Source organism: Bacillus sp. 196mf, from assembly GCF_003217275.1.
In the GTDB taxonomy this organism is placed as follows: domain Bacteria; phylum Bacillota; class Bacilli; order Bacillales; family Bacillaceae_G; genus Bacillus_A; species Bacillus_A thuringiensis_S.
In genome coordinates this window covers 1-3,073 of sequence record NZ_QJTG01000082.1, presented here as the reverse complement: position 1 = coordinate 3,073, position 3,073 = coordinate 1, and the positions used below count along the sequence as shown (strand labels likewise).

Sequence of the window (3,073 nt, the reverse complement as noted above, 5' to 3'; positions counted from 1 at the left end):
ATTCTCTATAAGTGAGTTGTTGATCCTTATAAACAACAGCAACACCGTTTGGGGACTTTACTACTTGCTGTTCAAATAATTCTTGAATAACAGATTCCTTAGGATATTCTACTGTTGTACTCGTCCATTCTCTTAATAATTGTCTCTCTTCTGTTCTACTAACTAATCTCAAATTACCAATATGTTCCTCAGGAAAATCTATCACTTCATTTAACCAGGTTTCAAAATTTTGAACCATTCGTTCGATTGTACTAGCATGAAATAAATCTGTATTGTACTCAAATTCAACCTGTAGTTCTTTTTCAACCTCTTCCATTGTGACTGTCAAATCAAATTTTGAACCATTCATGCTTCTAGGCAGTTTCTCTAATTGATGATCTAATACACCTGGTAACTTTCTTGATTGACTCTGTAATACAAACATAGTTTGAAATAATGGCGAATAGCTAGCATTTCTCTCAGGCTTCACAGCTTCTACTATTTTTTCAAAAGGAACATCTTGATGATCTTGCGCTTCAATTATTTTTTCGTTTACTTGTTTTACTAACTCGTTGAATGTTGTATTATTTGTACAGCGCGCTCTATATATTAGTGTATTTACAAAGAAACCAATAAGACCTTCAATCTCTGGGTAATGTCTATTAGCGATAGGACTACCTATTAAAATTTCTTTTTGTCCTGTATAACGAAAAAGGAACCCTTGATAACTAGCTAATAAAACTGCAAATAAAGTCACACTTTCCTTATGACTAAATGATTTTATTTTATTCAATAATGTTTTTGGTAAAATAAATTGATGTGTACTTCCATTATAGGTCTGTATAGCCGGCCGTGGGAAATCCAGCGGTAATTGTAGTACAGGAATCGGACCATTCAGTTCTTGTTTCCAATATTCCAATTGTTTGTTTAACCTTGCTCCTTGTAAAGTATTTCTCTGCCAATTTGCAAAGTCAGTATACTGAATTGGTAAAGGTGGCAGAGAAATATCTTTATTTTTTAAGTGAGCCTGGTATAAATTCATCCATTCATCGATAAAGATATTTAGAGACCAGCCATCAAAAATGATGTGATGAATGGTACAATGAATTACTAATTCATCGTTCTCCATAAGAAGTAAATAAGCACGAATTAAGGGCCCTTGTCTCAAGTTAAAAGGTTGATCCACATCTATTTTTTCTTGTTTTGCTATTTCTATATTCTTTTCTTCTTGAGAAAGATGTCTTAAATCCACCACTGGTAGTAAATGTTCTTGATTATCCTGAATTAACTGCATTGGCTTACCATTTATTTCTTTAAATACTGTACGCAAAATTTCATGTCTTTGTATCAACTGATTAAATGCTTTTGTTAATGAATCAATGTTATATTGACCCTTTAAACGCCATGCAAGTGGAATATTATAAAGCGAACTATTAGTTTCCATTTTATCAATAAACCATAGTCTTTGTTGAGCATAGGATAATTGTTCATATTCATTACGTTCAGTTGCCTTTAAAACTGGTAAAGTATCTTCCTTTTTCAATTGAGATTTCATCTCGATTTTTTTTGATAAACACTCTATATCTGGGTGTTTGAATATCGCACCTACAGGTAATCTAATGTTTAAATTTTCTTGAACACGTACAATAATCTTTGTCGCTAATAATGAATGACCGCCTAATTCAAAGAAATTATCTTGCACACCAATCATAGGTTGATTAATTCCCAGTACTTCAGACCATATTTCCACTAGTTTTTTTTCTATCTCATTACGAGGTGGTACATACTGTTTTATATTTTGGATGGAATGTTCCCATTTTGGTAAGGATTTCGTATCAACCTTTCCATTTATGGTTAAAGGAAGTGCATCCAGTTTTATAAAATGAGCTGGTACCATATAATTTGGAAGTTTTTCCGTTATATATTCTCTCCAATTTTGTATACTTCCTTCACCAGCAACGTAGGCTATTAACTGTTTATCTCCAAACGTATCATCCTGAGCCACTACAGCTACTTCTCTTATACTAGGATTCTTTCCCAGTACCGCTTCAATTTCTCCTAACTCAATTCGGAACCCTCTGACTTTTACTTGGTTATCCATTCGATCAATATATTCTATATTGCCATCAAGTAAATGTTTAACCAAATCTCCTGTTCGATATAATTTGACAGAAGAATCCTCTTTGAATGGATTGGAAATAAAAGACTTTTTTGTCAATTCAGGGCGATTTAAATATCCTCTAGCAACCCCTATACCTCCAATATAAAGCTCACCAACTCCTCCAGCAGTAACGGGTTGTTGATTTTGATCTAATATATATACTTCAACATTTGGAATTGGATGCCCGATATGTGGCTCGCCATAACCATCATAAACACCAGCAGTAGCACAGACTGTAGCTTCTGTTGGACCATATCCATTGATAAATAGAAAGTTTTTAGACCAACGCTGTGCTATGTGTTCACTACAAGCTGAGCCTGCAGATACAATTACTTTAAGGTTTTTAAATTTCGATTCATCTAAAATATTTAAGACTGTAGGTGGTAAAGTTGCATGTGTAATTTTATAGTTTTGTAAAAATGTAGTTAACGGTTTACCAGGCATAATTCCTTCTTTGTTACTAATATATAAAGTTGCACCAGCTATTAGACTAGGGAAAATTTCAAATACGGAAGCATCAAAAGATACTGAAGCAAACTGGATAACCCGACTCATTGAATCTATTTGCATGATATTGATAGTAGTCGCAATAAGATTACATACACCTTTGTGTTCAAGAAGTACCCCTTTTGGATTTCCTGTGGATCCAGATGTATAAATTACATAAGCCAAGTTATCTAATTTAATTGTAATTGATGGATTATCCATACATTCTTTAGAAATCTCTTCTTTATTTTTATCCAAATTAATATTTTTAATATCTTTTGCAGTCCACTCAATTGTATTATTTTTTGACAGTATTATGTTTAGGTTTGCATCGTTTAAAATATAGTTTAATCTTTCTTCTGGATAAGAGGGATCTAATGGTACATAAGCTCCACCAGCCTTTAAGATACCTAATAGGCCTACAATCATTTCTAGCGATCTATCTAC

1 protein-coding gene is annotated in these 3,073 nt (G+C 33.0%); it reads right to left on the bottom strand.

Annotation, left to right across the window (positions count from 1 at the left end; translation table 11 throughout):
* Positions 1-3,073: non-ribosomal peptide synthetase (locus tag ATL10_RS30450; RefSeq protein ID WP_142670043.1), on the bottom strand; the 3,073-nt coding region annotated here is incomplete at both ends.